General features: G+C 64.1%; 19 protein-coding genes and 1 tRNA gene. 15 read left to right on the plus strand and 5 right to left on the minus strand.

All coding sequences use genetic code 11. From position 1 onward, the window contains the following. Positions 1 to 50: 50 nt before the first annotated feature. Positions 51 to 2168: a ParB/RepB/Spo0J family partition protein gene (locus Q7V45_RS08170; RefSeq protein WP_304849866.1), complete on the minus strand. Its 2118-nt coding sequence runs from the start codon at positions 2166 to 2168 to the stop codon at positions 51 to 53. A 734-nt stretch (positions 2169 to 2902) separates the two neighbouring features. Between Q7V45_RS08170 and Q7V45_RS08175 the strand changes: the two genes are divergently transcribed. The 5 genes from Q7V45_RS08175 to Q7V45_RS08195 are packed head-to-tail and all read left to right on the plus strand — an operon-like array spanning position 2903 to position 11469. Continuing rightward, a complete protein-coding gene (locus tag Q7V45_RS08175; RefSeq protein ID WP_304849869.1) occupies positions 2903 to 3121 on the plus strand; it encodes a ribbon-helix-helix protein, CopG family in 219 nt (72 codons plus the stop codon). Then, positions 3118 to 5019: a DNA methyltransferase gene (locus Q7V45_RS08180; protein WP_304849873.1), complete on the plus strand. Its 1902-nt coding sequence runs from the start codon at positions 3118 to 3120 to the stop codon at positions 5017 to 5019. Before Q7V45_RS08175 ends, Q7V45_RS08180 begins: the two co-directional genes overlap by 4 nt. Then, a complete protein-coding gene (locus Q7V45_RS08185) occupies positions 5006 to 7129 on the plus strand; it encodes an N-6 DNA methylase (RefSeq protein WP_304849876.1) in 2124 nt (707 codons plus the stop codon). Before Q7V45_RS08180 ends, Q7V45_RS08185 begins: the two co-directional genes overlap by 14 nt. Continuing rightward, complete coding sequence (locus tag Q7V45_RS08190; RefSeq protein ID WP_304849879.1) at positions 7126 to 10380, plus strand: N-6 DNA methylase; 3255 nt, start codon at positions 7126 to 7128, stop codon at positions 10378 to 10380. Before Q7V45_RS08185 ends, Q7V45_RS08190 begins: the two co-directional genes overlap by 4 nt. Before the next feature lie 3 nt (positions 10381 to 10383). Then, entirely contained in the window at positions 10384 to 11469 is a 1086-nt protein-coding gene (locus tag Q7V45_RS08195; protein ID WP_304849882.1) for a phospholipase D family protein, read from the plus strand. 103 nt (positions 11470 to 11572) lie between these two features. Here Q7V45_RS08195 and Q7V45_RS08200 read toward each other — a convergent pair whose 3' ends face one another. Next, positions 11573 to 14191, minus strand: coding sequence for an AAA family ATPase (locus Q7V45_RS08200; RefSeq protein WP_304849885.1), 2619 nt, complete (start codon positions 14189 to 14191; stop codon positions 11573 to 11575). Positions 14192 to 14453: 262 nt separating this feature from the next. Here Q7V45_RS08200 and Q7V45_RS08205 point away from each other — a divergent pair, with 262 nt between their 5' ends. Beyond that, positions 14454 to 14828 (plus strand): helix-turn-helix domain-containing protein, encoded by a 375-nt coding sequence (locus Q7V45_RS08205; protein WP_304849888.1) that lies wholly within the window; start codon positions 14454 to 14456, stop codon positions 14826 to 14828. Here the strand turns inward: Q7V45_RS08205 and Q7V45_RS08210 are convergent. Further along, entirely contained in the window at positions 14825 to 16120 is a 1296-nt protein-coding gene (locus Q7V45_RS08210; protein ID WP_304849891.1) for an integrase arm-type DNA-binding domain-containing protein, read from the minus strand. The genes Q7V45_RS08205 and Q7V45_RS08210 overlap by 4 nt on opposite strands. 201 nt (positions 16121 to 16321) lie before the next feature. Further along, positions 16322 to 16397 (minus strand) — tRNA-Thr (locus tag Q7V45_RS08215). A gap of 131 nt (positions 16398 to 16528) precedes the next feature. Here Q7V45_RS08215 and Q7V45_RS08220 point away from each other — a divergent pair. The 8 genes from Q7V45_RS08220 (at position 16529) to Q7V45_RS08255 (ending at position 23245) form a co-directional block, all read left to right on the plus strand. Next, positions 16529 to 17983 carry an L-lactate permease gene (locus tag Q7V45_RS08220; protein ID WP_304849893.1) on the plus strand — a complete coding sequence of 485 codons (1455 nt, stop codon included), beginning with the start codon at positions 16529 to 16531 and terminating at the stop codon, positions 17981 to 17983. Positions 17984 to 17991: 8 nt separating this feature from the next. Beyond that, the gene (locus tag Q7V45_RS08225; protein ID WP_304849896.1) at positions 17992 to 18588 is read left to right on the plus strand and encodes a lysozyme inhibitor LprI family protein; all 597 of its coding nucleotides are present in this window, start codon (positions 17992 to 17994) and stop codon (positions 18586 to 18588) included. Positions 18589 to 18623: 35 nt separating this feature from the next. Next, entirely contained in the window at positions 18624 to 19133 is a 510-nt protein-coding gene (locus tag Q7V45_RS08230) for a DUF2059 domain-containing protein (RefSeq protein ID WP_304849899.1), read from the plus strand. A gap of 258 nt (positions 19134 to 19391) precedes the next feature. After that, on the plus strand, positions 19392 to 20270 hold the full coding sequence (locus tag Q7V45_RS08235) for a hypothetical protein (RefSeq protein ID WP_304849903.1): 879 nt from the start codon (positions 19392 to 19394) through the stop codon (positions 20268 to 20270). Positions 20271 to 20393: 123 nt separating this feature from the next. Further along, positions 20394 to 20606: a DUF4287 domain-containing protein gene (locus Q7V45_RS08240; protein ID WP_304849906.1), complete on the plus strand. Its 213-nt coding sequence runs from the start codon at positions 20394 to 20396 to the stop codon at positions 20604 to 20606. 137 nt (positions 20607 to 20743) lie between these two features. Next, on the plus strand, positions 20744 to 21613 hold the full coding sequence (locus tag Q7V45_RS08245) for an NAD(P)-dependent oxidoreductase (RefSeq protein WP_304849908.1): 870 nt from the start codon (positions 20744 to 20746) through the stop codon (positions 21611 to 21613). 10 nt (positions 21614 to 21623) lie between these two features. After that, complete coding sequence (locus Q7V45_RS08250; RefSeq protein ID WP_304849911.1) at positions 21624 to 22256, plus strand: glutathione S-transferase family protein; 633 nt, start codon at positions 21624 to 21626, stop codon at positions 22254 to 22256. Further along, entirely contained in the window at positions 22253 to 23245 is a 993-nt protein-coding gene (locus Q7V45_RS08255) for a tripartite tricarboxylate transporter substrate binding protein (RefSeq protein ID WP_304849914.1), read from the plus strand. Before Q7V45_RS08250 ends, Q7V45_RS08255 begins: the two co-directional genes overlap by 4 nt. A gap of 168 nt (positions 23246 to 23413) precedes the next feature. On the opposite strand, the gene Q7V45_RS08260 is transcribed toward Q7V45_RS08255, so the two are convergent. Further along, the gene (locus Q7V45_RS08260) at positions 23414 to 23668 is read right to left on the minus strand and encodes a hypothetical protein (RefSeq protein ID WP_304849917.1); all 255 of its coding nucleotides are present in this window, start codon (positions 23666 to 23668) and stop codon (positions 23414 to 23416) included. Between the two features lie 176 nt (positions 23669 to 23844). On the opposite strand from Q7V45_RS08260, the gene Q7V45_RS08265 reads away from it, so the two are divergent. Further along, positions 23845 to 24660 carry an N-acyl homoserine lactonase family protein gene (locus tag Q7V45_RS08265; RefSeq protein WP_304849920.1) on the plus strand — a complete coding sequence of 272 codons (816 nt, stop codon included), beginning with the start codon at positions 23845 to 23847 and terminating at the stop codon, positions 24658 to 24660. Positions 24661 to 24732 lie beyond the last annotated feature (72 nt).

Below are 24732 nucleotides of genomic sequence, written 5' to 3' on the forward strand. Positions count from 1 at the left end.
GATTGGCGGCGAGAACGCGGGGCGGCCGAGGCCACTCCGCTATTTTCCTGCTACTCAGCGGCAATCGCAGCCGGCTCAGACTCGTCCGTCGCGGCATCCCCGCCGGCGCCGACGAGGAAAGCGGGAAGCTCTCCGGCCGGCTCGGCGGGCGTGACCGGCACCTCCTCGCCGTCGGCGAGCCGCAGCGGATCTGGCAGCCACCCCGTGCCGTCGAGCAGCCGCTCGGCCTCCTTTGCCATCTCGGCCTTCTTGAGGTGGTCGATAAGCTGCGCTGCCTGATCGCCCTTGGCCTCGCGCACGGCCTCCAGGATGCGGGGCTTGGTGACGCGTCCAAGGTAGTTGTCGACCGTCGGCCGCCAGCCGGCTTCCACCATGTCGAGGTGGACGGCACGGGCCAGCCGGTCGGCCTGGGCGATGCGCTGCTGCATGCCGTGCGCCGAGACACCCGGCCCACCGTAGCGGTCGCCCTTCTCGTAAAGCGCATTCACCCCGAACGACACGCAATGCGCCAGCAGCGCAGCACGACGGGAATCGCCGAGGGAGACGAGCCAGTCCCACAGTGCGGCTTCGTCTTTGGGCAGCTCGGCGTTCCAGGCGTCATGCCGGTCGGCGACCGCCCGGGCGGAAGGACTGTCCTTCAGGTCGGCCGCCTGGACGGGAAAGAACACATGCCGCACCGAGGCCTCCAGGCACGCGCCGGGCGCGCTGTGCTGGAAGGTGTCGCGGCAGAGCTTGTGCAGCAACGCCGTGAGGGCGACCTGCGGGTTGTTCGCCACCGCGTCCCGCAGCGCCAGCGTGCGATGAGCCGTCAGCTCACTCACGAGCCGTTCTGGCAGAGGCTTGATCGCATCGTCGTCGCCGTCGTCCTCCGGCTGGTCGCCTCCGATGGTGATGACGGTGCGGTGGGCGGGAACAGCAGGCGCCATCTCATTCGCCCCGCCGATCTCGTCTTGTGTCGGATCTTCGCGGCCCGCCGGCACCGGCTCGTCTTCCGGCCGGACATAGCCGCGATCCGCCGCAAGGCGTCCGTCGACGCCGATGCTGACGAACACACCGGCACGGGCGGTCTCGGCCGGCTCGTAGCGGACCGGACGATTCTCGAAGGCGGCAAGCGCTTTCTCGATCTCGCCCAGCCTCGCATCGATCTCGTCGGGCAGCTCGTCGGCGCCTTCGTACTCGCTCTCGAGCTTGGCCTGCTCGGCGGTCAGGGAGTCGAACGTCGCCTGTTCGTCGGGCATGAGCTCGACCACCACGCCGTCGAGCCGCCGAAGCTGATGGGCATGGCCGTACCGCAAATCGACCGCCACCTCGATCCACTTCCAGCCTTCGACAGCGATCTTATCCGCCTCGGCTGCCAGCTTCTCGCTGGCCAGGCGATCGAGCAGGGCAACGTCCTGAAGCCAGCCTCCCCCGTCCTCCTCGAACAGGTCGCGCAGGACCATACCACCTGCTGCCTCATAGGCATCGAGCCCGACAAACCGCGCACGGCGCTCCGACGTGCGCACGGCGCTCTCGGTGAGCTGGCGGCGGATCAGGTAAGGCTCCTTGTTGTAGGACTGCTGCAATGCCTCCCAGACCTGCTCCTGCCGCGCAGGGTCGGCGCTGACGGTAAAGGCCATGAGTTGCTCCAGGGTCATGCCGTCCTCGGCATAGATCTCGAGCAGCTTCTCGGAGACCGAGGCCAGCCGCAGCCGCTGCTTAACCACGGTCGGCGCAACGAAGAAGCGGGCGGCGATCTCCTCCTCGCCGGCGCCCTGCTCGCGTAGCGCCTTGAAGGCGCGGAATTGATCGAGCGGATGCAGGGCGACACGCTGGAAATTCTCGGCCAGCGAATCCTCCTCTGCCGAGATCTCCGTCCCGAGATTGCGCACGATGCACGGGATCGGCGCCGTTTTCGACAGGCGCTTCTGCTTCACCAGCCGCTGGAGGGCCCGGTAGCGGCGACCGCCGGCCGGGATCTCAAACTGGCCGGCCTCGGCGCCATCGACGTCGAGGACCGGCCGGACGTTAAGGCTCTGCAACAGCCCACGCCGGGCGATGTCCTCGGCCAAGTCCTCGATCGAGATGCCGGCCTTCACGCGCCGGACGTTGGACTGGCTGAGCGCCAGCTTGTTGAAGGGAATGTCGCGCGATGCGCTGAGGGTGATCTTCTGAAAGGCCTTTGCCATGAGTGGACTCCGAGACGGACAATCGAGAGCCGCTCTCTCGATTTCCAATCCGTCACGAACTCCAGCGGAGCCCTCTTACTCTGTCATTAGAGAGCTAATGCCCTCACGAATGCATCACGACGGCAAGACCTCGGAGACGCTAAGGGTCGCGCATGCAGGCCCCGCCTTCCGCCCGAAGGGGTTGGCCTTGGCGCGAAAGGGGCGGCACGCCCCTCCTCAAGAAATCAATGTCAGCCAGCAGGCTGTCACTGTGTCATCTGCGCGAGAGATCGTTACCCGAAGGGTGAAGACGCCTTCGTGAGGCCGCTCGACTAGGCGACCCGAGTAGAGCCCGGTCCGGATTAGCCGGACGCGCCCATATAGAAGCTGCACATTTTACAAAGAATGCAATTTCAGTCCAGAAGCGGGCGTCCCTCCTCGCACAACCACTGTCTTGCGCATATCGCGGTGCCGCTATGTTGCACCGGAGCGGGAATCCCATCAGGCGACCCCTGGCGGGCTCCCCGCGTGGAACACCGGCAATCGCTCGGGATCTGCCGTTTCGAGAGCCGTTCTGCGCGAGGTCCTAGACTAGGCGGCATTGGAGCTCTCAATACCTTGTGGCGGCAAGAGCTCGAAGTTATCGAAGAACATAGATAACTCTCTTTCTTGGTGAGTCAAAGTGATGCACTCTGTTGCAATTCGACTCACAAGCCGCCAAGGTGAACAATAAGAGAACATTTAGCAGGTCTGCCATGAGTGATCGATCAAAAAAGCTCGGCCCCCGCGTCACCGTCAGCGTCACGCCCGGAGACTACGACACGCTTAATGCGCTCGCGGACAAGGATGATGTGTCCGTTTCGTGGGTCATACGGCGCGCAATCCACGAATATCTGCAGCGGCATTATCAGCCGGCGCGGCCACTGCGGCAGCCGGCCTCCGAAAGGCGACCGGTGGCGCCGGAGCGCGCATGACACAAATGAAAATGCCGGGGAAGTTCGATCGCATGCCATACAATCAGCCCAGGCCGCGTAAATCCGCGCCCTCGATGCCGGAAACGTCTCTGAACGCGCTGTATCGACGGCCGCTGGCCGCAAAGCGCACCGGTGCCCTTTATGGGGCCTTTCCGTATCCGACAAAAATTTCGCCCGAGGCGATTGCCCTCTATATCGCCGCCCACACAAAACCCGGCGACACGGTGTTCGACGGATTTGGAGGCAGCGGGACCACTGGCCTCGCCGCATTGCTTTGCGAAAAGCCGACAGCCGAACTGCGCGCCGAAGCGATCCGGTTGGGCCTGAATGTACAATGGGGCGCCCGCAATGCCGTATTGTACGAACTGGGTGCGCTCGGCGCATTTGTGGGGCGGACACTGACCAATCCGCCCGATCCCATCGCCTTCAGGAAGGCCGCCGAAGAGGTGTTGGCCGCCTCCGAGAGCGAAGACGGCTGGATGTACGAGGCGCGTGACCCGTCCGGTGCGAAGGGCTCTATCCGGCATCTGATCTGGAGTGACAACCTGCGCTGCCCCGGCTGCAACCGCGTCGTCGCGTTGTGGGATGCCTGCGTTTCACTCGACCCGGCGGAAATTTCCTCGACCTTTGCTTGCCCGAAATGCCGTCATGAAAGCCCGATGGATGAGGTGCAGCGGGTCACTGTGCAGGAGCGCGACGATGTTCTGGGCGACAACCGCGCCCTGCGCGGACGCACTATGGCTCGTGTGTATGGTGCAACCGGGAAAAAACGCTGGTCGCGTCCGGCCACACCCGCCGACCTGGCCCTCCTGAAAAAGATAGATGCCGAACCGATCCCGTCTTCCGTGCCGCAGGCGCTCATTCCTTGGGGTGACCTCTACCGGAAAGGCTACCATCAGGGGATCACGCACGTTCATCATTTCTACACGCGGCGCAATCTCATCATTTTCGCCCGTATGTGGGATCGCGTGGAATCGTATCGCGGCGCGCTCCGCGAAGGGTTGCGGTTCTGGCTGCTGAGCTACAACGCGGCCCACGGCACGATCATGACGCGCGTCGTGGCAAAATCCGATCAGAAAGACCTGGTCGTCACCAGTGCGCAGCCCGGTGTTCTCTATGTTAGCGGTCTGCCGGTTGAGAAGAATTTCTTTGCCGGATTGCGGCGTAAGCTGACAACGATTTCGCAGGCGTTTGAGATCATTCACGGCAGCAGCGGAAAGGTCGAAGTCGTTCAGGGCTCAAGCTGCAAAGTCGGGCTGCCTTCCGGGAGCATCGACTATGTGTTCACTGACCCGCCCTTTGGGGCCAATATACCGTATGCGGAACTCAGTTTCATAAACGAAGCATGGCTCAAGAGATTCACTGACCGGACGGACGAGGCCATTGTCAGTCCCGACCAAGACAAATCTATCAACGAATACCAGGAGCTGCTTACCCGGTCATTCAGCGAGGCGCGCCGGATATTAAAGCCCTCGGGCAAGGCCACAATGGTCTTCCATTCCGCCTCCGCCGACGTGTGGAATGCGTTGCAACGCGCCTATCAGGATGCCGGTTTCGATGTCGAGTATGCGGGGGTTCTTGACAAGAAGCAGGGCAGCTTCAAGCAAGTCACGACGCAAGGGGCCGTGCGTGGTGATCCCGTGCTTCTGCTGGGGCCGCGCCGCAAGGCCGTGAAGAAGGCCGAGGGGGACGATTGTGTCTGGACGGTTGCCACAGCCCTGCATCGCGCCGCGTCCGCCGCGCATGACCCGGACGAAGTGACCGCACAGAGGCTTTACTCGCGACTCGTGACGCACTTCCTCAGCCGTCACAAGCAAGTGCCGCTCGACGCTGATGTCTTCTACCGCTGGTACGCGGAACAATCGATGCCGGGAGTTTTATGCAGTGTCGGCGACTGACGCTGTCGGCGCGATCAGGTCCTCCGCCCGGTCCTTTGAAGAAAGCCTGCCGCCGGCCCAGCGGAAACGTCTGGGGCAGTTTTTCACCGGCCTGCCGCTAGGGACGCTTCTGGCGCACCTTGCGGTTGATCAGGATTGCCGCACCGTGATCGACCCGATGGCCGGTCACGGCGACCTTCTCGACGCTACCGCCATGGCGGTACGGTCGCTGGGATTTCAGATCGACCGGCTGGACGGCATAGAGCTCGATCCCAATACAGCCGCCTTCTGCGAACGCAGGATGACAGTCTTGCAGGAAGATGGCGCTGTCACCGGCTCCCGCATCGTCACGGGCGGCGCTTTCGATCCTTCAAATGTGGCCGCGTTGCATGCTCCCGGCTACGATCTCGTCATTACCAATCCTCCCTACGTGCGCTATCAGTCGCAAAACGGCGACGGCGCGGGCGTTGATGACGTGCGCCGGGGCCTTTCCGCTATCGTGGACGCGCGCGTATCAGGCGACGAGCGCGCGCTCTGGCAGACGCTCGTTGAAGGTTATTCCGGCCTTGCCGATCTCTCGGTGCCGTCCTGGCTCCTGTCCGCCCTGCTGACGCGGCCCGGCGGCCGCTTGGCTCTAGTCGTTCCCGCCACATGGCGTTCGCGAGATTACGCCGATGTCGTGCGTTACCTGCTGCTGCGCCTCTTTCGCCTTGAGTTCATCGTCGCCGATACGCAGCCGGGCTGGTTTTCCGATGCGCTGGTACGCACGCATCTTGTAGTCGCGCGGCGGCTGCCGTGGGATGAAGCGGCAGCGCCGCTGGTTGGCCGCACGTCATGGCCGTCCGCTTGCTGGCTGCAAGTTGCGCCGGAGGCGGCCAGCGGGGCGTCTCTTGTCGGCGGCGCTTTTCCCGGACCGGAACCAGAGCGGGACTTCGCAGAGTGGACGGTCGCGATGACCCGGGAGGTGCAGGGCATCGAGAGCCGTCCGTTCGCGCTGCAAGAGGAATGGCGCACACTGGAACAACGGCTGGGGCGCAAAGGCTGGTTTCAAAAAGCAGAGGACCGGCGCGACACGCTGCCGCTTTTTTCATCTGGCGCTGCGAGACCGGCGGCGGTGCCAGAAGGGTTGCGGGACATGCTGCCCACCGGCGCTGCCCCTGCACATCTCCAGACGCTCGAACAAGCAGGCATCCGGGTCAGTCAGGGCCTGCGTTCGGGATGCAACCGATTTTTCTATGTGACGCTTGCCAGCGATGATGATGGCAAGACCGTTGCCGTTGAAGCATCCGACAGCTTCCAGAATGTGCGGTTCCGGGTTCCTGCGGAAGCGTTACGGCCCGTTCTCCATCGCCAGGCCGATATGCCGGCCTTTATACGCGGTCACTTGCCGCCGACCCGTGCGCTTGATCTGTCGCAGTGGGTTCTGCCGGAAGACCAGACCATGGTCGCGCGTGCGGCAGAGACATACCGCAAGCGTGGCGAATCCGCGCCCCGTGTCATGCCCGCCGAATTGGCGGCCTTCGTCACGCGGGCGGCCCGCCTTGCACCGGACCCGAAAGAGCCCGCGCATTTCATCCCCGATCTATCCGCCGTTCGCACCAATATCCGCCAGCGGGTCAACGGACGCGATATCCCCCGTTTCTGGTACATGCTGCCGGCTTTCACCCCCCGCCATCTGCCCGCGATCTACACGCCGCGGATCAATCACGGGACGCCGGTGGTCGGGCTCAATACGCAGCCGCCGATCCTGATTGACGCCAATTTCTCGACGATGTGGCCGGAGCAGAAGCGGTGGACGCGTCACGCGCTCTACGCCTTGTTCAACAGCAGCTGGTGCCGCGCGGCCATGGAATCTGCAGGAACGCCGCTTGGCGGCGGCGCGCTCAAACTGGAAGCGACGCACATCCGTCAGGTCCCGGTTCCCGCATTGTCTGACAGCGACTGCCAGATGCTTGACGCGCTCGGACAGCAACTGGCGGCATCCGCGCCGTCAGCCCAGCACCAGATCGACATGTTCATCCTGGGCACGGTGCTGCCCGGCCTCAATGAAAAAGACCTGAAAACGGCGGCGCGGCATATCCAGGCCCGCCTCCAGGCCGCCTGTGCTGCCCGCCAAAGGATCGCGTCATGACCGCTGATATCGCCCGCATAAGTGAAACGATCGGACGTTGCCGCATGCTGCGCGACGCGGGTCGTGTCGAAGCGGTACTGCGCGCGGAATTCCAGGGCAGGTTGCGGCAGATGTTTCCAGACACCGCCCATGAAAACTGGATCAACAACTATACAGAAGGCGCGGAAGCGCACACCAAGGTCGGCATGGCCTCCGGTAAGGCGGCCTCCCGATTCATCGATAACCTCGTGGGTTCAACCACGATCGAATACGAATCCGACCTGCGCAACAATGTGAAACGCGACACCGGATACGCGCAGGTGCAGGAGCAGGCCGCAGGGCTCGTACGCGCCGGCATGCCGGTTTCGACGGTGCGGGGCGTGCTGTCCGATACCGTCGAATGGTACGCCTATGATGCCGTGCTGACGCCCGGCGTCGATGCGTCCGCCTGTACGGCCGCCGATATTTCGCTGGTCGTTATTGATGAGCTGAAGCTGGCCGATGACAGCGCCGTCTCCGCCGAACGGCTCGGCGCTTTCATCCGAAAGCACCTGGCGCGCGAACAGTCCCGGCCTTTGCGCGCTGAATTCCTCGCTTCCGATCTTGGCATGGACTCGGTCGCGTACAAAAGCAGTGCCGCGCCCTTATCGGCGCTGGTGGACGAGGGGCGGACGGCCGAGCCGTCAGCCAGTCTGGCCACCGAACTCTGGTCCCGGTTTGTCGATCACCTTGAGGGGCCGACGGGCACCTTCCGCACGGCCGCGTATGTCGACGAAGCCTACGTGACCATTCTGGCGCGGCTCCTGAGCGCGAACGTCCTGACGGGAAAGGCTGTGCTGAGCACGGACGACGAGCTGCGCGCGATTCTCAACGGCGACTTCTTCCGCCACAATTTCCAGCTCGAGAATGTCGTCGAGCAGGATTATTTCGGTTGGCTTTTAGGGTCTGCCTACATGGACCGGCTTGTGGCAGTGGCCCGCGACCTCCAGCGTGACCTCTATGCATATGATTTCAGCTGGTATCCTGAAGAAGATTTGTTTGGCCGCCTTATGGCGCAACTCGCCCGTCGCAGCCAACGCAAGCTGCTCGGTCAGGAATGGACGCCGCACTGGCTCGCCCGGCTGCTTGCCGATCGCTGCCTCGACGGCCTTCCCGAGGGCGAGAGCCCGCGCATCGTCGATATGTGCTGCGGGTCCGGCACGATGCTCGCCGAAATCATCAAGGCCACAAAGGCGCGTTTCGGGTTTTCCACCATCGACAAGCTGGAAGATGTCGCGACCGGCTTTGATATTGACCCGCTGGCCGTCAGCCTGGCCAAGACCACGTGGGTTGTCAGCCTGTCGGCCGAGATCAAGGCGGCGACGAAACCGATTGTGATCCCGGTCTATCATGCGGATTCGCTGTTCGCCGTTACGCCGGTTTCAGCCTCAGTGCCGCTGGTCGGCGAGAGCGATATGATTCCCGTGTCGCTTGACGGTACGACGATTCAGCTGCCGACGGCGCTGGTGCAGCCGGCATATCGCGACTTTTTCGACCGTATCGTTGACTGGGCCTACGACGAAGCGCGCGAAGCGCAGCGGCGTGGCACGGTTGCGGGTTTCAGCAAGGCGGACGCCGACAGCTTTCTCGACGGCGCCATCGCGGCTTTCAGCGTCAGCCTGTCGCCGGAGCTTCACAAACAACTCTCTGCCGCGCTTTACCCGCTGGCGCATCGCATGGCCGAACTGGCCGTCGCCGGGCGCAACGGCATTTGGGCCTTCATCCTGCGGAATACATACAGGCCGGGTCTTTTGACCGGCCACTTTAACGGGCTTGTTTCCAATCCGCCGTGGCTGGCGATGAGCGGGCTGGCCGATAATCCATACAGGAACCTGCTCAAAGGCAGAGCCAAGCTCTACGGAATCCAGCCTGCGGGGCAGTCATTTCTCCATCTTGAGCTGGGAACGATGCATCTGCTTCATGCCATCGACCGGTATCTCGGGCCGGATGCCTCCGTCGCCTGCCTTGTGCCGGGTACGGTGCTGAACGGAAATCATCACGAGCGACTGCGGCAGCACGAATTCCTGAACAGCGAACGCCCCGTGCCATTCGACATTGCCGAGGTGTGGCAGGTCGCGCCCGGAACCTTCAAATATCCCGGTGCGGCGCTGATCGGCCGTAAGAGGATGGACACGACCGGGCTTCCACGACCTGCCTTTGCCGGTCTCGTCGCGACAGGCGCGGGACTGGACAGCGCCGATCTTTCTATCCGCAATATTGGCACGGCCCGAAGCGCATGGGTGCTCGAAAAGGGCGGCAGTCCGGCGGCGACCGGTGGCGGAGGACGTTTGCCGCAGCAGGGGGCCGATCTCATGCCGCGCACAGCCGTGTGCGTCGACATCATCCAGGATTCAGGAGCGGAGTACCGTGTCGATACGCCGACACGCGCGTCCCCCTGGGGTTTTACGATCAAATCAGCCAAGGAAATGGCCGCCGAACGCTTTCCGGGCCATGTCGCCCCCCGCTTCATCTTCCGTATGGCGCAGTCGGAAAACTTGCTTCCGTTTGTTCTCGGCGTCCATCGTGCTCGCCTGGCCCTGCCGGCGCTGCGCGCGCCAGATGGTACGTGGAGCATTCTCGACGAGTCTGAAATCCGGCGGCTGGGATTTACTCAGACCGCGCGGCGCTTCGCGGCGATAAATGCGAAGCTCAAGACGGTCGGAAAAGGGAAATCGCTGCAAGAGCGCGTCGATGAGAGGGGCAAGCTGTCCAAGCAGGTCTTCGGTGCGGACGGGTATCTCATACTGGCCGGTGCCGGCGGCAAGATCATATGTGCCGCGTGCGCTCCGCTCGCGCAGGCGCAGGATATTGTCGTTGACCAGACCCTCTACTGGAAGGTCGTCACGGATGAGCGGGAAGCGTGGTTCCAGGTCGGCATGCTCAACAGCGTGGCCTTGACCAACGCCACCCTCGCGTTCAACCCGAAGGGGGATTTCGGCGAACGGCATCTCCATACGCTGCCATACCGAATGATGCCCGCTTACGACTCCGGCAATGACGATCATAAGAAGATCGCCGATCTGGCACAGGACCTTGCTGCGCTTGCCGCCGGTCATTGCACGACAGACGCTTATTTGAGCGATCCCGCAAAGGCCCTGCCGGCCCGCCGCCGGAAATTGCGCGCGCTGCTCGAAGCGTCGCCGCTGTTGCCGCAGCTTGAAACAATCGCTGCGCTTGTATTGGACGCGACTCCGACGGCAACGATCGATTCAGATGTGATCGAGGAAGGGTGACGCGTGCTGATCGTACAGAATGCCGCGACGCCTGCCAATATTCGCAATGCCGTTGTCGATATGATCGCGGGGGGCGCGACCGACGTGCGCGTGGCATCAGCCTATGTCACGCTCGGCGGCGCCAGTATCCTGCTTAACGCGCTCGCCGATTCCGTCACCCCTGCGGCGTTTGCCGCCATGCCAAAGTCGCTGGTAACATCATTCGACTTCGGCCTCACCGAGCCGCAAGCCCTGCGCCGTTGGCAGGAGTCAGGAAATGCGACCGTGTATGTCTCGGGGGCACAAAGGCTTGCCCAGGGATCATTGATGCCGCTGCGGGCCTTTCACTCCAAGCTCTACACGTTCGGCAGGAACGCGCAGAGCTGTAGCGCGCTGATCGGATCTGCGAATCTCACCAGTCGCGGGTTCAGCGTGAACACGGAGGCCGCGTGGCTTCAGCAGGATGTTCCGCGCGCATCTATCGATGCCGCTATGGCGAGCGCGCGTTTTGATACGACGCCGCTGACTGAGGAATTGCTACAGGCGTATGCGGCGCTGCGGCAGGCGCAACCGCCGCCGGCAGAAATAGAACAGGAAGCGCAGCCCGTAGCGCCGCCCACACCGATAGATGTTGGCCGGCTACCCTTGTTCAGGGTCGCCATAGAAACAGGCGCTGTTAATCCCGCAAACTACAGCGCGATGTGGATTCACGGCGAAGACCTGCAAGGCGGGTCACGCAACCAGCTTGAACTGCCGCGCGGCGGTCACAGGTTTTTCGGTTTCGTGTTCACGCAATACGACTACCCCCACAATTTGACGATCGGGGAGCCGGTTCTTCGCAGCGGTGCGCGCGCATGGAACGACCGCCGTCTGACATGGCACGGCAATAATCGTATGGAGCGCATCAATTTGCCGACCGCTGCACAGGGCGGCTTCGAGTATGCTGACACGGCTGTTATGTTTCGCCGTCTGGCGGACGGCTCATTCGAGTTGATTGTCACGCCGTGGGATTCAGACTTGGCGCGTTCGTGGCGGCAGGCTTCGGCACAGCGGCAAGCCTTGTTCCGGCTCGGCACAGTCGCGACGAGCCGGATCGTCGGGCTGTTGTAGGAATAGGGCGCGCCGAGCGCGTCTCCGGTCTTCGTCGAAGATCCCGGGTCCGCCCTTCTGTCCGCCTCCGCCTTCACGGCGAACACCTGTTTTGCGAAGGCTATCAAGCAAGGGCATTCTGCCTTGTCCTGATCGATTCCGCCCAGTCGGCGAGGATATTGACATCGGCGAGAATATCATCGGGTGGAGGGACGGACCCGTCTCGCGCGCGCGACGGGTCATGAGCCTCCACCAAGTCGCTGCATTTCTTGAAGTTCTTGCGGAAGGTTTCCACATCCGCGCCTTCAATGACCGTGACCCTTTTCAGGTTCTTGGTGTCGATGTAGTCCCGGTGCCGGTGGATGACCCCGGCAAAGGCCACGTCTTCGAGCCCGCGCTCCCACGTTGCCCGGAGCCGGTCGTAAATCTTCACGGCGCTGTCGCGATATCCTTCTTCATCGTTCGCGTCATAGAGCTTGCGCGCTTCCCTTGCCGCCTTTTCCAGCTTGTCGATCCGGTCGCGGATGCTGGCATGCTGCCAGGGCAATCCCTCGCTGACGATGCCTGTGCCGGCAGGGCCGCGTGCCAGGCTGACAAGCTTCATGGGAAGGCCCTCGCGGACACCCTTGTCGTGCAGGTCGTTCACAAACACCATGTCGTGGGTAAAGACTATGATCTGGCGCGCCTTGGATTCCTCGACCAGCCGTTCCGCCACTTTTTCGCGCCAGCGATGATCGAGCGATGTCACCGGGTCATCAAAGACGAGCGCGGATTTATGGGACGCCGTTGCCAGTTCGGTGAGGAACGCAGCGAGGGCGACGCATGTTTGCTCACCCTCGCTCAGGACCATGTGGACCTTGGCTTTCGGGTTGGCAAAGAGGCGCACCTGATAATTGGGCGAGCCGTACCGCCCGCCTGACCGCACGATTTCCACGCGCACTTTTTCGGCCGCGAGACGGACGATTTCCGACTGGAACTGGTCGCGCATCTTCGGGGTGATGACGTTGTCAGCGATGTCATTCCCGAGCTTGGTGATGGCGTTTGTCGCTGTGTCCGCGATGCAGGCGCGCAGAATCCGCAGATCGTCGAGGCGCTTTATTTCTTTCTTTGCGGTTTCAAGCATGTCAGGGACGGCGGCTCGGTCCTTCAGAGCGTCGCGTTCCAGAAACAATTTATTGCGGCCTTCCATGCCGGCAGCTTCATCAAGCTCCACGGCATAGGCTTCAAGCGTGCCCGCCAGCGTCTCCAGTTCGGCCTTCGGCGAAGGCGCGAGCGGCGGTAGCACGAGCGCGTCAGGAGACGAAAGCGCGCGGAGGCATTTAAGGCGCCGCAAATCCGCGCTGGCAACGAGGCGCAGGACGTTGCGGGCGAGGTTCGCATGTTGAAGCGCTATGCGCTGCCGCGCCTGCGCCATCACGCGCACATCCAGCTTGCGCGTTTGGAACGCTGCAAGCGCGTCGCAAAATTCCTGCTCGGCGCTGGCCGCCTGCGACTCGGCATCAGCCTGGATGAACGCCTCGAAACCGCCCATGCGGCTCTTGGCTTCGGCGCTGAGCGCCTGATGGCAAAGGATGCACGCTTCATCCCCCGCAGGCGGGAAAGGAGAGCCGGGATAAGCTGTTTGTTCAGAATAGCAGCGCGCCGCTTCCCACAAGGTCCGCCACGTTTCCGCGCCGACGCCGGGAATGGCAAGGCCGTCGAACGTATCGCGCGCGGCGAGATTGGCCGCTGCCCGCTTAGCTCTTGCCGCGTCGGCCAGTGCCTTAAGTCCGACCAGCGGCTTGTCGGCATAGGTGGTGGCGATCCTGTCCAAGGTCGCTATCAGTTGCCGCACGTTGCCGGCAAAGAGCCGCTGTTCGGCGGCGGCGTCCGCCGGGTTCTTCAGAAGGTCCTCATCAAGGCGCGCTAGCCTTGCGCGTTCATCGGCGGTCATCTCGCCAAGTTTCTCGAACGCCGCCAAGTCGGTGTTATGGCTCAGGGCCGACATGATCGTGCCCACCGGCGTGGACGTGTTCCACGTCGGCTTTTCAAACGCCGGGTCACGCACAGCCTGAAGCTGCGCTTCTTCAACGCCTAGCTTTTGCTTGAGCGCCTGGCACACACCCGCGAGGTCGTCGGGAATATCTAGCCCGAAGGGCCTGAAAGCCACTTCGTTCTTTTCCTGCACATGCACCGATCCGCAGTCCCGATCAAAGACACTGACTGCCGACAGCACCGCGTCCGGCTTGCCGTCATCCGTCCAGCTGACTGGCGGCTCGGCTGTTCCGTCCTTAAGGATTGTGAAGGTGCCTGTAGCCTTACCCGCCGCCGGCGGGTTGTAGGCATCGGGCATGATCTCGCCGGCTTTGCGGGCGCGGCAGGCCCGCTTGAGCACGCGCCCATAACCGGATTTGCCGGACCCGTTCGGCCCGTAGACGATAGTGAGCCCGACCGGTTCAAACGACAAAGTCTGGCCAGGGGCAAGCTGATTCACACCGGCAATGTCGCCGACACTCACGAGAGCTATCGCTTCACCGCCCACGAGGGTTGCCGGCAGATGTGCCGCTTCGAGCGGCGCCGCTTCCAACGTGATGCCAGCGGTCCCATGCTCTTTTTTGCACAAGGCCAGTACGTCGGTGACAGCCGCGTCATCGGCAGTCCCACCGATCACGATCCGGCGCAGCGCATCCCTTTGCCAGAGAGGACGTTCACCCGACCAGTCAAGTATGGCTTCGAGCACTGTCTTGTTTGCTTTAATGTTCACCCTTAGCCCCCAAGATGAATCAACACTTGATGCAGTGAAGTTAGCGCATGTAAGCCTCAATCTGGCGAACGATAGATGTTCTCTCTCTGTCAGCTCTACCAGTTCCGCCCCACCGTCTCGCGGCAATGAGTCGGCCTTAGGCGGTCGATCCGTCCGAATTGCACTCTATAACACGCTGGAGTTAGCGTCGGCATCTCAGGCTCTTGGCTCGGTAAGCATCGAAGCATAGATCGATAAAAACTAGGCGATGGGAGCCGTTTCGATGACGTCAAGACAACATCGGCCGGAGCGCGATCAACGTCACCCCGGACGCCGTCTGTCCAGCGGGTGCACTTCAACACCTTGTCGCGAGATGGAAAAGTCCGCTGGTGCAGCTCGGCCTGATCATCCGATCATGGCAGAAATTCTCGACGCACTTGCGCGAACCGTGATTAACAATGACATCGGTAAGCAGCGTCGTCTCGTCGAATTCAAGGACGGTTGCCGCTATGGAAAATTCGGAAAGACCAAGGCTTACGAATTGATCGCCCAGGAGCGGATCAAGGCCTATAAATTGGGAGGCAAGACCATGATCGACCTGGACAGCGTGGACCAATTTCACGCCTCGCTGCCCAGGGTCGAATCAAGAGCAAGCTAGGCCGCGGACCCGCTTAGCAAGACGGAGCGCCGCCCGTCGCGAAGGCTGTCGAGCCGATCAGCCCAATACTGCATCAAACGCACACGCTCGGACCAATAAGCCGCGCGGTTATAGATGCCGCGAATCCTATTCTTGTCGCCCTTGCCAAGTTGGCGCCGCACCACCTCGTCGCGTCGCCGCCGCTTTTTTTCTTCCGTGGAATGGGCAAGCTGGGATTCAACGACATCGCCGTCGAACGCGCCCTCCTCGTTGAGCAAGGTCGACGCGGTCGAGCGGAAGCCGTGCGCGCAGTGGTCGCCCCCGGGAGCAGTATCGTAGCCCATGATCCGTAGAGCCTTGTTGAGCGTGTTGTCGGACATAGGCACATCATCATCGTAGGAGAACAAGTAACGGCATCGGCTGCTCAACGGCCGCAGCTTCGAAAGGATAGCAAGCGCCTGGCGGGAAAGTGGCACTTCGTGATCATCGCGCATCTTCATCTTCTCGGCGGGGATCAGCCATATCCGGTTCGCCTCGTCGAATTCGGTCCACTCCGCTAGCCGAAGCTCGCCCGGCCGCACCATGGTCAAGGCGATCAGCTTGAGCGCATAGCGCACTAGTCCGCCGTTCTTGGCGTCGTAAACTTCAATCCGGCGCATCAGGTCGCCAACGTCGTCCGGGTCGGTCAGGGCCGGGCGCGGGTTCGCCTTGGGGGCCTTGGTGAGCGCGTGCTTCAAGTCGCGGGTCGGGTCGCTGCTGCAATACGATGCTCCAATACCAAATTGGAAGACCCGCGAGGCCGTCGAGCGCAACCGGCCAACTGTATAGTAGCGGCCGCGGGCTTCGACGCGTCGCATCGCCGTCAGCAAATCGGGTGGCTCGATCTCGCACAACCGTCGATCGCCGATCTCGCGATTGAGCTGGCCGAGATTCCAGCGTTCCCGCTTGATCGTCGCTTTGGCCTTGTTTTCCTTCTCGAGCTTCTTGCTCACCCATTCCTCGCCGACGGTTCGAAAGGTGTGCTTGTGATTCTCATCGTCCTTTCGCTGCGCCTCGCGCGCTGCGGCCGGATCGTGCCCCTGGTCGAGCAATTTATCTGCGTCGTGGCGCTTTTCCCGAGCGGACTTCAGTCCGACGCCGGGGAAGGTGCCAAAGGACATGTTCTTGCGTTTGCCGCCGAAACGGTAGCGGTAAAGCCACAGCTTGGTCCCATTGGGTCGCACCACAACGCTTAGGCCCTGGCCGTCAGCGAGCGTGTATTCTTTGTCGGCCGGCTTGGCATTGCGGATTTTGGTGTCGCTCAGTTCATCCATGGGAGAGGTCCCTCGTAAACTGCGAAGCGCCAGTGTACCCGGCCTTTCAGGCGTACCCACAGTGTACCCAGAGAAGCCGGATTCCCTCGGACGGCCGCGAACGGCGTCGAGCGCAAATATACGCTCAAATCCTGATTTTACGAGCGTTCTGAGTGGTCGGCGAACGAGCGCGGACGACAAAGAACCAGGCCGGATGGAAAATGGTGCCCCGAGACGGAATCGAACCGCCGACCCCATCATTACGAATGACGTGCTCTACCAGCTGAGCTATCGGGGCAATGGCGGCGGGTTTAAGGGAAAGGGGGCGCGGGCGCAAGGCGCCGTTTCGCCCCCGGCCGCCCCGACCGGCGCCACCTTTCGGCCGAAACCGAAGCATGCGGCGCGCGGGAAGGCTATAGAACGGCCGCCATGACCACGCTGCTCTCGCTCCTGCCCCTCCTCCTCGTGCTGGGCCTGCTGGCCTCGGGCCGCGCCAGCGCGCTGGTCGCGGGCCTGGCGGGGCTGGCGGCCACCCTCGCCGCCTCGGCGACGCTCGTCCTGCAGGCGGAGGGACCGGCCGCGGTGGCGCTGCTGTTCCGCCGCGAGGTGCCGGCGGGCCTGTGGCTGTCCTGGCACGTGATCGCCATCATCGTCACCGGCGTCTTCTTCCATCGCGCCACCCTGGCCCGCGGCGGGGCGCTGGGCGCCGGCACGCTCGAGGCCTCGCCGCGCCGCCTGTTCTCGGTCTGCTTCCTGCTGGCGCCCTTCGCCGAATCGGTGACCGGCTTCGGCGTGGGCTACATCATCGCGCTGGCGGCGCTGCGGCGGCTGGGGATCGGCGGCATGCCCGCCCTGCTGCTGGGCCTCTACAGCCAGTCGCTGGTGCCGTGGGGCGCGCTGGCCATCGGCACCACCGTGGGCGCCACCCTGGCCGGCCTGACGCCCGGGCAGCTCGGCCTCAGCTCGGCGGTGCTGCAGGTGCCGATCCACGCGATGTACCTCCTGCTCTACTGGCGCTTCGCGCGCGAGGCCGGCGTCGCGGTGCCGGCGCTGCAGAAGCTCGACGATCTCCTGTGGACGGCGGCGCTGCTGGCGCTGGTCTGGCTCGCCAACCGCTTCAGCGACGTGGAAATCGCCGCCGCCGCGCCGACCGCCCTGCTGCTGGCCGTGCGCTTCTGGCGCGACGAGCGGCCCGACGGCGCGCGGCTGCGCACCACCCTGCGCACCGCCGCGCCCTATGTGGCGCTGACCCTGGCGCTCTGCGCCACCCGCCTGGTGGCGCCGCTGCGCGACCTGCTGAAGCCCTTGTGGGCGATGCGCCCGTTCGACAACCAGCCGGCCTTCGCGCCCTTCTACGCGCCGGGCTTCTGGCTGCTGGCGATCGGCCTCGCCGTGGTGCTGATGGCGCGCGCCCCGTTGGCCAAGGTCGCGGCCGAAGCGGCGCGCGGCGCCTGGCGCGCCTGTGCCGTGACCCTCGCCTTCGTGGTGATGGCCGAATTCTATGTCGGCTCCGGCATGGCGACCTCGATCGCCGAGGCGCTGCGGGCGGTCGCGGGACGCGGCGCGGCGCTGGGCGTGCCGCTGTTCGCCGCGGTCGGCGGCTTCCTGACCGGCAGTGGTGCTGCGGCCAACGCCATGCTGATGCCGATGGAGACCGCGCTGGCCCATGCCCTCGCCCTCGACCCGGCCTGGATCGCCGCGGTCCAGAACAGCGTCACCGCCAACCTCACCATGCTGTCGCCGATCCGCGTCTCGATGGGCGCCGCGATCCTCGCCCTCTCGACCTCCGACGCCGTACTCTACCGTCGCGCGTGGCCGCTGGCCCTGCCGCCGCTGCTGACCGGCGTCGCGGCGGTGCTGGTGCTGCTGGCCCTCGGAACGTGAAGGAACCCATGCACCGCCTCGCCCTGTCTCTCGCCCTCGCCCTTTCCTTCGCGACGACCGCCCTGGCCCAGGCGGACAGCCCCTCCTTCGACTGCACCAAGGCGCGCGACGGCAGCATCGAGAAGCTGGTCTGCTCGGATGCCGCCCTGTCGTCGCTCGATCGCAAGCTGGCCGAGGTCTATGCGGCGGCGACCCGGAAGGCCGTCAACGAACACCCGCCTACCCTGAAGGCCGAGCAGATCGGCTGGATCCGGGGGCGCAACGACTGCTGGAAGAGCAACGACAAGCGGTCCTGCGTCGAAGCCGAGTACCGGCAGCGAATTGCCTCGCTCCAGGCCCGCTATCGACTGGTGGCCGGCAGCGGTCCGGCAACCTTCTTCTGCGACGGCGACCGCCGCAACGAGCTCGTCGTGACGTTCTTCCCGACGGACCCGAAGACGCTGATCGCCGAGCGCGGCGACGCGACGTCGCTGATGTTCCGCCAGTCCGCCGGACCGGAGGCGGGATATGTCGGCCGGAACGAAACCTTCACCGAGAAGGAGGGCACGGCCGTGGTGACGTGGGGATACGGCGCCCCGCCGATGCGGTGCACCCGGGCACCCTGAACGGTCCTGCGGGCCCTCGGGAAGTGAAGGAAATCATGCGCCGACTCGCCCTGTCTCTCTCCCTCGCCTTTTCGGTCGCGACGACCGCCCTAGCCCAGGAGGCGAAGCCCGTCGATCCGGCAGCGCTGGCCCAGGCCCGGATCGTCTTCGAAAGGTCCAACGCCTCCGAACTCGGTCTGCAGGTCGCGAAGGCCGTCGAGGAGCAGCAAAGGGCCGCCCTGGAGAGGTTCAATCCCGCCCGTGCGGCGCAGATCGGCGAAGTGGTCGATCTCATGCGCGCGGAGTACGCCAAGTATCTGCCGGCGCTGATGGATGCCATCGTCTCTCTCTATGCGCAGCGCTTCACGGCCGAGGAACTGGCCCAGATCGCCGCGTTCTACGACACACCGGTGGGACGCAAGGTGATCCGGGAAATGCCGACCCTCCTGTCCGAGACCATGAGCGTGGCGCAGACGATGGCGCTCAAGGCGGCGACGGAGGTGATGATCAAGCTCCGGCCCGAGATCGAGAATCGCAACCTGAAGCTCGGCCCGGGCCCGAACTGAGAAACAGCCACGAGAAGCCCTCGCTTCCGGGTGGGCGGCGAGCCACCGACGCCGCGCTCTACCGCCGCGCCTGGCCGCTCGCTCCGCCGCCGCTGCTGACCGGCGTCGCGGCGGTGCTGGTGCTATTCGTCCGCGCTTGAAGCTCATTTGGCTGGCGCGGAGACGCCAGCACTGCTGGCCACTAGATGATGCTGACGATACCGGCATGCTTCCGGACGACATTACACACGCATGAAATCACGGTACGCTGTACGGCACATGACGTTGGGAACATTCTTCCTAGACGCACTAGCGTCGTCAGCACTGGCCGCCGCCATACTGGCGTGTATTGCTTTCGCCTTCCGCCACTATGCTGCGCGGTGGGTGAACCACCAGTTCGACGAACGCTTAGAAGCGGCAAAGGCCGAATACAAACGGCAAGAGGAGGTGCTTAAGGACGCCCTCACCCAGCATCGTCTTAAGATTGAAGCACTGCAATCGGGGGCGCTGTCTGGCATGGCCGCACGCCATGTGTTGTTGGACAAAAAACGTATTGAGGCGCTGGAAAGCGTATGGGCCGCCGTAGCGTACATGCACGCGTATCATAATCTTTCCGTAATGTGCGCCGCTATTGGCTTTGACACATTGTCCAAGGTGGCAAGAGACAGCCCCAATGGAGCGGCGATCATCGACTCGTTCCTTAATATGGCACCCCCTTTTGCTGAACTTAGTGAGCCGGACAACCCCCACTATCGGATCGAGAGGCAACAATTGTTCGTGCCGCCACTCGTGTGGGCCATGTTCGACGCCTATCGAAGCATCATCTTCCTTCCAATGATGATGTTGATCGCAGTAAAGGGAGGCATGGATGTTTCGGGTATGTGGGACGCAGCGCGTGTGCAAAACCTAATCAAGGTTGCACTACCCGACGCTCAATTCGACTTGGGAAGTCGAGGCGCGGCCGATCTTGCCAAGGTCGCGGGACCGCTTAAGAATCGACTGCTTGCGGTCGCCTTAGAATCTCTGGAAAACCCGGCTACGGATACAAAGAGCGTCGAGCAGGCAGGGAAAATCCTGCGCTCCGCCGAAGAGCTGCAGCTAGCAATAGCTGCCGCTGGGAACTCTTCGGTTGCAGTACTTGCTCAGAAGGGCCTGTAGGTCACCGTAAGCGGACGATCGGTAGGCCGGCTCCCGTGACGCTCGAAAGGGGAAGGGTCGATCACGTGGCAAAGGTGGCTATCAGCACATGCCCCGGAAAGCGGGAGTGGAGGGAGAACAATCATGACCGATAAAGTCGTCAAGGGACCGGCCTCCTACTTTCCGTCGATCGAAAAGAAGTACGGGCGTCCTATCCACGAGTGGCAGGCCCTGGTCCGTCAGGCACTTCCCGCGAAGCATATGGAACTGGTCGCGATGCTGAAGAACGACCACGGAATGGGCCACGGGCATGCCAACGCCATCGTGGCGCAGACGCTGGCAGAGGACGCGAAGTAGCCCGCCGGACGGCGGCTGGATCCCGCTAACGACTGCGGTCCCTTCCGCCCCCCACTTCACACCCTCTGGCATGGCCCCATTTTGCCTCTATGATCGCCGCCGCCCCTCGGACGGGGCGGATTTCGCGGGAGGGAACGATGGCCAAGGTGGCATTTCTGGGACTGGGCGTGATGGGCTTCCCGATGGCGGGGCATCTCGCCGCCAAGGGCCACGAGGTCACGGTCTACAATCGCACCTTCGCCAAGGCCGAGGCCTGGACGCAGAAGCACAAGGGCAAGGCCGCTCGCACGCCGAAGGAGGCCGCCGCCGGCCAGGAAATCGTGTTCTGCTGCGTCGGCAACGACGACGATCTGCGCTCGGTCGTGCTGGGGCCCGACGGCGCGTTTGCCGGCATGGGCAAGGGCACCATCTTCTTCGACAACACCACCGCCTCGGCCGACATCGCGCGCGAGCTCCATGAAGCGGGCCGGAAGCTCGGCATCGACTTCATCGATGCGCCGGTCTCGGGTGGCCAGGCGGGCGCCGAGAACGGCCAGCTCACCGTGATGTGCGGCGGCGATGCCGCGCCGTTCGAGCGCGCCAAGCCGGTGGCCGACGCCTTCTCCAAGGCGGTCACGCTGATCGGCCCGTCGGGCTCGGGCCAGATCACCAAGATGATGAACCAGATGTGCATCGCCGGCATCGTGCAGGGCCTGGCCGAGGCGCTGAACCTCGGCCAGCGCGCCGGGCTCGACATGGAGAAGGCGCTGGGCGCCATCTCCAAGGGCGCGGCGCAGAGCTGGCAGATGGAGAATCGCTGGCAGAACATGGTCGCCGGCAAGTTCGACTACGGCTTCGCCGTCGACTGGATGCGCAAGGACCTGGGCATCGCGCTGGCCGAGGGCAAGCGCCAGAAGGCCGGCATGCCGCTGGTCGCGCTGGTCGACCAGTTCTACGAGCGGGTGCAGGCGCGCGGCGGCGGCCGCTGGGACACCTCGTCCCTGATCCAGCCGCTGCAGAAGCCGTAGGGCCGGGTCGGTGAGCGGCGGCTACACGCTGTGGGGCCGGCCGGGCTGGGGCTCGGCCCTGGTCGAGGCGCAGCTCGACTGGTACGGGCTGCCCCTCGCCTATGAGACGGTCGGGGATCTGTTCAAGGACCCCGACGCCAAGGCCCGGCTGCAGAAGGTCAATCCGCTGGCGCAGGTGCCGACCCTGGTGATGCCCGACGGCAGCGTGATGAGCGAGAGCGCGGCGATCACCCTGCTGCTGGCCGACGTCACCGGCAGCGAGCAGCTGGTGCCGGGGCCGGGCGCGCCGGAGCGGCAGAAGTTCCTGCGCTGGCTGGTGTTCCTGGTGGCCAACATCTATCCCACCTTCACCTATGCCGACGATCCGGCGCGCTTCGTCGCGGTGAACGCCGCGCGCGATCCGTTCCGCGCCGCCGCCGACGCCTATGCCCAGCGCCTGTGGCGCCAGGTCGAGAGCGAGGCCGGCGCGCCGTGGTTCCTGGGCGAGCGCTTCTCCGCCCTCGACATCTACATCAACGTCATGACCCGCTGGCGCCCCAAGCGCGGCTGGTTCGAAGGCGAAGCGCCCCGGCTCTTCGCCATCGCCCGCAGGGCCGACCAACGGCCGGAACTCAAGCAAACCTGGAGGAGGAACTACCCATGAAACGCCCCATGAGACGCCGCAGCTTCGTCGCCCTCGCGACCACTGGCCTCGCCACGACCGCCCTCGCCGGCACCGCTTTTGCCCAAGCCAACTATCCCGACAAGCCGATCACCATGGTGATCCCGGCGCCGCCGGGCGGCGGCACCGATCTCGTCGCGCGGCTCTATTCCGACCTGCTGAGCCAGGAGCTGGGCGTGCAGGTCCTCGTCGACAACAAGGGCGGCGGCAACGGCAATATCGGCACGGCCCTCGTCGCCCGCGCCAAGCCCGACGGCTACACGCTGCTGATGCAGTATTCGGCCTACCATTCGGCCAACCCGGCGCTGATCAAGGACCTCAACTGGAAGCCCGACGATTTCGTGGGCGTGGCCATGGGCGCAATGGCGCCGCACGTCATCGTGGTCGCCAAGAAGGTGCCGGTCGACGATCTCAAGAGCTTCATCGCCTACGCCAAGGCCAATCCCGGCAAGCTGAACTACGCCTCGGTGGGCGCGGGCTCGGTGCCGCATCTCGGCGGCGTGCTGCTGAACAAGGCGGCCGGCCTCGATCTGGTGCACGTGCCCTACAAGGGGTCGGGACCGGCGACCGCCGACATCGTGGCGGGCCAGGTCGAACTGCTGATCGTGACGCCGCCCGCCGTCTCCGGCCACATCCGCAACGGCAACCTGAAGGCGCTGGCGCTGGCCAGCGACACGCGCCTGCCGGCCTTTCCCGACATCCCGACGACCGCCGAAGCGGGCCTGCCGGGCTTCATCCTCGACGGCTGGTTCGCCCTGTTCGCGCCGGCCGGCACGCCGCAGCCGATCGTCGACAAGCTCAACGCCGCGATGCGCAAGGTCGGCAAGATGGAAGCCGTCGTCGCCCGTGCCAACCAGCTCGGCATCGTGCTGAAGGACTGGACCCCGGGCCAGATGAACGACTTCGCCAAGGGCGAGGTCGAGACCTGGGGCAAGGTGATCCGCGACAACAAGATCACGTTCACGGAGTGAAGCGACCGCCGGCTCAGCCTCGCCCCACCTCATCCTGAGGAGGCCGCGCAGCGGCCGTCTCGAAGGATTGGCCGCATGCGTGGTGCTCGTGCCCACCCTTCGAGACGCGCTCCTGCGGAGCGCTCCTCAGGGTGAGGTCGTGTCTGCGAAGACCGACGGAGTTCCAGTTCAGAACACGTGCCGCACGCCGACGATCTGGCCGAGCGAGCGGCCGACATGTTCGGCGACGGCCGGCTCCAGCCCTTCCACTTCGATCTCGACGGTGAGTCCGTCACCGTCGGCCTGGGCGAAGACGCGGGCCGGGACGAGGCCGCGCTTGGCGATCAGCTCGAGCGCGCGCGGCAGCACGCCGGGCTCGGCGTCGGCCTCGAAACAGTAACGGACGGCGGAATTGCTACGCTTGAGGGAGAGAACGGCAGACATCGGATGAATCCTTGGACGAATGACAGGCGAACGCGGCAACGCAACGGTTTGCAGTGCAAACCGTGGTGCTAATTCGCCGTCCAAGGAGGTCCGTGCGGGCCATCTCGCCACTATAGCGCCGGAGCCGGCCGGCGCGCTAGGGTCCCGCCAACGAACCCGCCGGGAAGGAAACAAAGATGCGTTCGACGCCGATCTACGAGGTGCATGCGGTCAAGTATGCCCACCTGCCGCGCAAGGCATGGGAAGTGCAGATCAACCCCGACCCGCACGACGCCGACTTCCCGATGGACTATTTCGTCTGGGTCGCCATCCCCCTCGACGAGAGCGGCCACCGCACGATCGGCGGCAAGCCGATCGTCATCGACACCGGCTTCAACGCCACGGTGGGCAAGCAGCGCGGCCGCGAGGTGAAGAAGAATCCCGCCGACCTGCTGAGTGAGATCGGCATCGACGCGAAGGAGATCGAGGACGTCATCGTCACCCACCTCCACTACGACCATATCGGCAACTGGGACCGCTTCCCCAAGGCGCGCTTCCATCTCCAGGACAAGGAGATGAACTTCGCCACCGGCCGCCACATGTGCAAGGGACCGTTCCGCCACGCCTACGAGTGCGAGGACATCGTCGGCATGGTGCGCGCGCTGTACGGCGGCCGCCTGGTGTTCCACGACGGCGACGAGGAGCTGCAGCCCGGCATCTCGCTGCACCTGATCGGCGGCCACACCGCGGGCATCCAGTCGGTGCGCATCAACACGCGCAACGGCTGGCTCGTGCTGGCCTCCGACGCCAGCCACTATTTCTGGGGCGTCAACAACGACAAGCTGTTCTCGATCGTCTACTCGGTCGCCGACATGCTGGCGGGCTACGACAAGCTGAAGAAGCTGGCCGACGGCCGGGTCGAGATGGTGATCCCCGGCCACGATGCCGAGGTGATGGTGCGCTATCCCGCGTCGGGCAAGGGACTGGAAGGCATCAGCGTCCGGCTCGACTAGGGATCGCGGCAACGAACAAGGCGCCCTCCGAACGAGATCGAATCGCCCGATGACCTCGCCATACGCCGACCT

Origin of the sequence: Reyranella sp. (assembly GCF_030651995.1) — a bacterium.
Lineage (GTDB): Bacteria > Pseudomonadota > Alphaproteobacteria > Reyranellales > Reyranellaceae > Reyranella.